Source organism: Nocardiopsis sp. RV163 (genome assembly GCF_001029525.1).
In the GTDB taxonomy this organism is placed as follows: Bacteria; Actinomycetota; Actinomycetes; order Streptosporangiales; family Streptosporangiaceae; genus Nocardiopsis; species Nocardiopsis dassonvillei.
Window position 1 is genome coordinate 1 of sequence record NZ_LEKI01000246.1, and the last position, 5,246, is coordinate 5,246.

The 5,246-nt window shown below is 74.1% G+C and carries 4 protein-coding genes and 1 pseudogene; 3 read left to right on the top strand and 2 right to left on the bottom strand.

Features of this window, described 5'->3' with window-relative positions:
- The 3 genes from ABD54_RS25200 to fdhD all read left to right on the top strand — a co-directional run.
- Positions 1-1,469 (top strand): NADH-quinone oxidoreductase subunit F (locus tag ABD54_RS25200; protein ID WP_047872039.1); only part of this gene is annotated, 1,469 nt, incomplete at its 5' end.
- The gene (locus ABD54_RS25205; RefSeq protein ID WP_047872040.1) at positions 1,466-2,407 is read left to right on the top strand and encodes a 2Fe-2S iron-sulfur cluster-binding protein; all 942 of its coding nucleotides are present in this window, start codon (positions 1,466-1,468) and stop codon (positions 2,405-2,407) included. The genes ABD54_RS25200 and ABD54_RS25205, both read left to right, overlap by 4 nt.
- Before the next feature lie 102 nt (positions 2,408-2,509).
- Positions 2,510-3,391, top strand: a complete 882-nt coding sequence (gene fdhD / locus ABD54_RS25210) for a formate dehydrogenase accessory sulfurtransferase FdhD (protein ID WP_047872041.1) — start codon at positions 2,510-2,512, stop codon at positions 3,389-3,391.
- On the opposite strand, the gene ABD54_RS25215 is transcribed toward fdhD, so the two are convergent.
- The gene (locus ABD54_RS25215) at positions 3,304-5,019 is read right to left on the bottom strand and encodes an aldehyde dehydrogenase family protein (RefSeq protein WP_235432195.1); all 1,716 of its coding nucleotides are present in this window, start codon (positions 5,017-5,019) and stop codon (positions 3,304-3,306) included. The genes fdhD and ABD54_RS25215 overlap by 88 nt on opposite strands.
- Positions 5,016-5,246 (bottom strand): annotated as a pseudogene (locus ABD54_RS25220) (succinate--CoA ligase subunit alpha); the annotation flags it as partial. The pseudogene ABD54_RS25220 and the gene ABD54_RS25215, both read right to left, overlap by 4 nt.

A 5,246-nucleotide genomic window follows, 5' to 3' on the forward strand; every position in this document is an offset into this window, starting at 1 on the left:
CTTTGGTCCCGGTCGCCGCCCCCGCCACACCCGAGGCGCTGGACGCGATGGCCGCCGGGGCCCCGACCGGGACCAAAGCGCCGGAGGCCGACGTCCACCGGCCCTCCACCACCTTCGGCGCGGACCCGCTGCCCGGGACCGCGCCCGAACCCGACCCCGCCGCGGCCGTGCCCGACGCGGGCTCGCCCGACCACGTGCTGCTGCGCCGGATCGGCACCGTCGACCCCCTCAGCCTGGACGACTACCGCGCCGCGGGCGGGTACGCAGCGCTGCGCCGGGCGCTGCGCCTGGGCCCCGCAGGCGTCATCCGGGAGGTCTCCGACTCCGGCCTCGTCGGCCGGGGCGGGGCCGCCTTCCCGACCGGGCGCAAGTGGCAGGCCACCGCCCAGCAGCCGGACGGCCCGCACTACCTGGTGTGCAACGCCGACGAGAGCGAGCCCGGCACCTTCAAGGACCGGGTCCTGATGGAGGGCGACCCGTTCTCCGTCGTCGAGGCGATGACCATCGCGGGGTACGCCGTGGGCGCGCGGACCGGCTACCTCTACATCCGGGGCGAGTACCCCCGGGCGCTGCGCCACCTGGAGAACGCCGTCGCGCTGGCCCGGGGGCGGGGCCTGCTGGGCCCGGACGTCCTGGGCTCGGGCTTCGCCTTCGACATCGAGATCCGGCGCGGCGCGGGCGCCTACATCTGCGGCGAGGAGACCGCGATCTTCGGCTCCATCGAGGGGCAGCGCGGCGAGCCGCGCAGCAAACCGCCCTTCCCCGTTGAGAAGGGGCTGTTCGGCAAGCCCACCGCCGTGAACAACGTCGAGACGCTGGTCAACGTGCTGCCGGTCCTGCTGATGGGCGGCCCGGCCTACGCGGCCGTGGGCACCGGCGAGTCCACCGGCCCCAAGCTGTTCTGCCTGTCGGGGGGCGTGCGCCGCCCGGGGCTGTACGAACTGCCCTTCGGCGCCACCCTGCGCGACCTGATCGAGGCGGCCGGGGGGACGCCCGAGGGGCGCACCGTCCAGGCGGTCCTCCTCGGCGGCGCGGCCGGGACCTTCGTACGCGGCGACGAGCTGGACATACCGCTGACCTTCGAGGGGGCCCGCGCGGCGGGCGCGTCCCTGGGATCGGGGGTGGTGCTGGTCCTGGACGACACCGCCGACCTGGTCGCGACGCTGGTCCGGGTGGCGGCCTTCTTCCGCGACGAGTCCTGCGGCCAGTGCGTGCCCTGCCGGGTGGGCACCGTGCGCCAGGAGGAGTCGCTGCTGCGGATCAGGTCCGGGGGCGACGCCGCCGCCGAGGTGCCCCTGCTGCGCGAGGTCGGCCTGGCGATGCGCGACGCCTCGATCTGCGGCCTGGGGCAGACCGCCTGGAACGCGGTGGAGTCGGCGATCGACCGGCTCGGCCTGTTCGACGCGACCGACGACACCCACCAGAGCACCGGCCCGGTCACCCGGGCGGCTACCGAGGAGGCCCGATGACCGTCCCCGTACTCCTGGCCCCGCCCAAGCGGCTGATCGACGCGACCATCGACGGGCGCACCGTGCGCGTTCCCGAGGGCACCACCGTCCTGGAGGCCTGCGCCGGGGAGGGGACCGAGATCCCCACCCTGTGCTACGGCGACACCCTCACCCCCCGCAACGCCTGCCGGGTGTGCGTGGTGGAGGTGGAGGGCGCGCGCACGCTCGCACCCGCCTGCTCGCGCAAGCTGGAGCCCGGCATGAGCGTGGCCACGGACTCCGAGCGTGTGCGGCACAGCCGCAAGATGGTCCTGGAGCTGCTCGGCTCCTCCGTGGACCTGTCCACCACGCCCGAGGCGGCCGGGTGGATGGAGCGCTACGAGGCGGAGCCCGAGCGGTTCGGCCCGCGCGCCGAGGCCGCGGCGCTGGGCGTGCGCGACGCCCGCCACGCGGGCGGCCACGAGCCGGGCGACGGCGCGGTCGCGGAGACGGTCGAGCAGCCCGCCAAGGTGGACAACGACCTGTACGTACGCGACTACTCCAAGTGCATCATGTGCTACAAGTGCGTGGACGCCTGCGGCGACCAGTGGCAGAACACCTTCGCCATCGGGGTGGCCGGGCGCGGCTTCGACGCGCGCGTGTCCACCGAGCACGACGTCGCGCTGCCCGACTCGGCGTGCGTGTACTGCGGCAACTGCATCGAGGTGTGCCCCACAGGCGCCCTGTCCTTCCGCACCGAGTTCGACATGCGCGGGGCGGGCACCTGGGACGAGGAGGCGCAGACCGAGACCACGACGGTGTGCACCTACTGCGGGGTGGGCTGCAACGTTACGCTGCACGTGCAGGAGAACGAGATCGTCAAGGTCACCTCACCGCACGACAACCCGGTGACCCACGGGAACCTGTGCATCAAGGGCCGGTTCGGCTTCCAGCACGTACAGCGGCGCGGCGGCGGCTGATCCCCGTGGGCCCGCTCGGGGGCGGGCCCACCTCGGGGGATGAGAAACCGGGCGAAATCAGATAGAACCGGGACAGAGGTACACCAGAAGGCGGTGGAACGGATGGGACGGGTCACGGTCCGGGAGAAGGTGCTCCGGATCAGGGACGGGTCCGCGACCGAGCGCGTGGACACGCTGGTCGTCGAGGAGCCCCTGGAGATCAGGCTGGACGGGGACCCGCTGAGCGTCACCATGCGCACGCCCGGCAACGACTTCGACCTGGCCGCGGGGTTCCTCGTGAGCGAGGGCGTGGTCTCCCGGGGCGAGGAGGTCACCGCGATCCGCTACTGCGCCGGGGCCACCGAGGACGGCTCGAACACCTACAACGTGCTCGACGTGTCCCTGGCTCCGGGCGTCCCCCGCCCCGACACCTCCCTGGAGCGCAACTTCTACACCTCCTCCTCGTGCGGCCTGTGCGGCAAGGCGAGCCTGGACGCCGTGCGCACCCAGGCCGTGTGGCGGGTGGAGGCGGACGGGCTGCGCGTCGAGGCCCAGACCCTGACCTCGCTGCCCGACCGGCTGCGCGAGGCCCAGCGGGTGTTCGAGCGCACCGGTGCCCTGCACGCCGCCGGCCTGTTCACCGCCGACGGCGAACTGCTGGCCCTGCGCGAGGACGTGGGCCGCCACAACGCGGTGGACAAGCTGGTGGGCTGGGCGCTGCGCTCGGACCGGCTCCCGCTGCGCGAGACGGTGCTGATGGTCTCGGGGCGGGCCTCCTTCGAACTGGTCCAGAAGGCGTGGATGGCCGGCATCCCGATGATGGCCGCCGTCTCCGCGCCCTCGTCCCTGGCCGTCGACCTCGCCGCGGAGGCGGGCATCACCCTGGTCGGCTTCCTCCGGGGAACCTCCATGAACGTCTACGCCGGACGGCACCGGATCCTCCTGGAGAAGGCGCACGCCGCGCCTTCGGCGGCCACGGGAGGCGTCCGCGGTCCGGGTCGGTAGACGCGGGAGCGGCCGGTGCGCTCCAGCCCCCTGCACCGACCGCTCCCGACATCCGGTCTTCGAAGAGCCCAAGTCATTCCCATTCGCTTTGCTGAACTTGCCGCATGAGCGAAGACAGGCTTCCTGTAGGCAGTGGCTCCTCGGTTCGGGTGAGCCCCTCCCTCCCGCTCGCCGCCGACGAAGGCGCCCAGCCAGGAGTCCCCCCAGCCGCCGAACAGCTCCTCGCGGTCCCCTCGCGAGCGCGGCCGGTTGACGCCGACCTTGAAGGCCCGCACCCCGGCGGCCAGGCGCTCGGCCGTGTCGGTGTCGTCGCACGAGACCGTGGCGACCAGGGCTCCGTTGCTGGCGTTCATGGCGGCCAGCAGCTCGGCCTCGGTGTCCACCAGCACGATCGAGTCGACCGGGCCGAAGGGCTCGGCGTGGAAGAGCGGCGAGGAGCGCGGCGGCTCCAGGAGGGCCACGGGGGCCACGTAGGCGTCGGTGTTCCGGTCCGGCAGCAGGAGGGCGTCCTCCAGCCCGCCGCGGTACAGCGGCACGGCCCCGCCCGCGACGGCCCCGGCCACCCGGTCGGTCAGCTCCTTGGCCTTGGCCGCGTTGATCACCGGTCCGAAGTCCAGCTCGGGCGGGTCGTCGTCGGCCGACTCCACGGCCAGGGGGTGGCCCAAGCGCACGGACCGGACCGCCGTGAGGTAGGCGTCGAGGAAGGCGTCGAAGCGGGAGCGCTGCACGACGAACCGGGGGTAGGCGGTGCAGCGCCGCTTGGCGTAGTCGAAGGTCCTGCGGATCTGCCCGGAGAGGGTCTCCCAGTCCCCGAACTCCCACACGCCCCAGCAGTTGAGCCCCTCCTGCTCCAGGACGTGCGGCCGCCCCGGGCCGGCGAGGTCGGCCGCCACCCGGCCGCCGGTGTCCCGGCCGCCGACGAAGGACACGCAGCCGATCTCGGGCCCGCGCACCAGCGCCGGGGAGAGGCCGCCGCCGCCTCCGCTGACCAGTGTGAACGGCAGGCCCTCGCGGACCGCCAGGGCCACGGCCAGGGTCAGGGTCAGGCAGACCAGTCCGCCGTCGGTGGGGGTCTCGGCGATCACGCCGTTGCCCGCCAGCGCCTGGACGCACATCGCGTGCGCCAGCACGCTCATCGGGTAGTTCCAGCTCGCGATGTTGCTGACCGGGCCGTCCAGGGGCAGGCGGCCCTCCAGCATCGGTTCGACGCCGTCCAGGTACCACTCGGCCCCCGAGACCGCCCGGTCCACGTCCTGGCGGGCCAGCCGCCAGGGCTTGCCGATCTCCCAGACCAGGGCCAGGGCGAGGGTGTCGCGGTGCCGTTCCCAGGCGCGGACCGCGGCGCGCACCCGCTCCCGGCGCTCGGCCAGGGGCAGCGCGCTCCAGCGGCGGTGGTCCTCGGCCGCCCTGGCGACCGCGCGGGCCGCGGTGGCGCCGTCGAGCATGGGCGGGCCCGCGATCTCCGAGCCGTCCACGGGCGAGTACGAGGTCCGGGGCTCGCCGTCGGCGCGCCACCGGCCGCCCCAGTGGTTGTGCGTCCGGTCGGGGCCGAAGGCCTCGGGGGCCGCGTCGCTGCAGCGGGTGTACAGGGTCGCCCAGTCGGTGCCGGGCTTGAGCGTCGCCGTCATCGCGCCGTGGGAGCCGCCTCGGGGAGGGCGCCCGCCTCCTCTCCGAGGGGAGCCCCGGCCAGGACGGCGCGCACCATGCGGGCCGCCTCGCTGGGGGTGGTGCCGACCTTGACGCCGACGGCCTCCAAAGCTTCCTTCTTGGCCGCGGCCGTGCCCGAGGAACCCGACACGATCGCGCCCGCGTGCCCCATCGTCTTGCCCTCCGGAGCGGTGAAGCCCGCCACGTA

Coding starts and splice junctions, on each gene's coding strand:
- ABD54_RS25215 (WP_235432195.1), bottom strand. CDS start 5,019: ATGACGGCGACGCTCAAGCCCGGCACCGACTGGGCGACCCTGTACACC.
- ABD54_RS25205 (WP_047872040.1), top strand. CDS start 1,466: ATGACCGTCCCCGTACTCCTGGCCCCGCCCAAGCGGCTGATCGACGCG.
- fdhD (WP_047872041.1), top strand. CDS start 2,510: ATGGGACGGGTCACGGTCCGGGAGAAGGTGCTCCGGATCAGGGACGGG.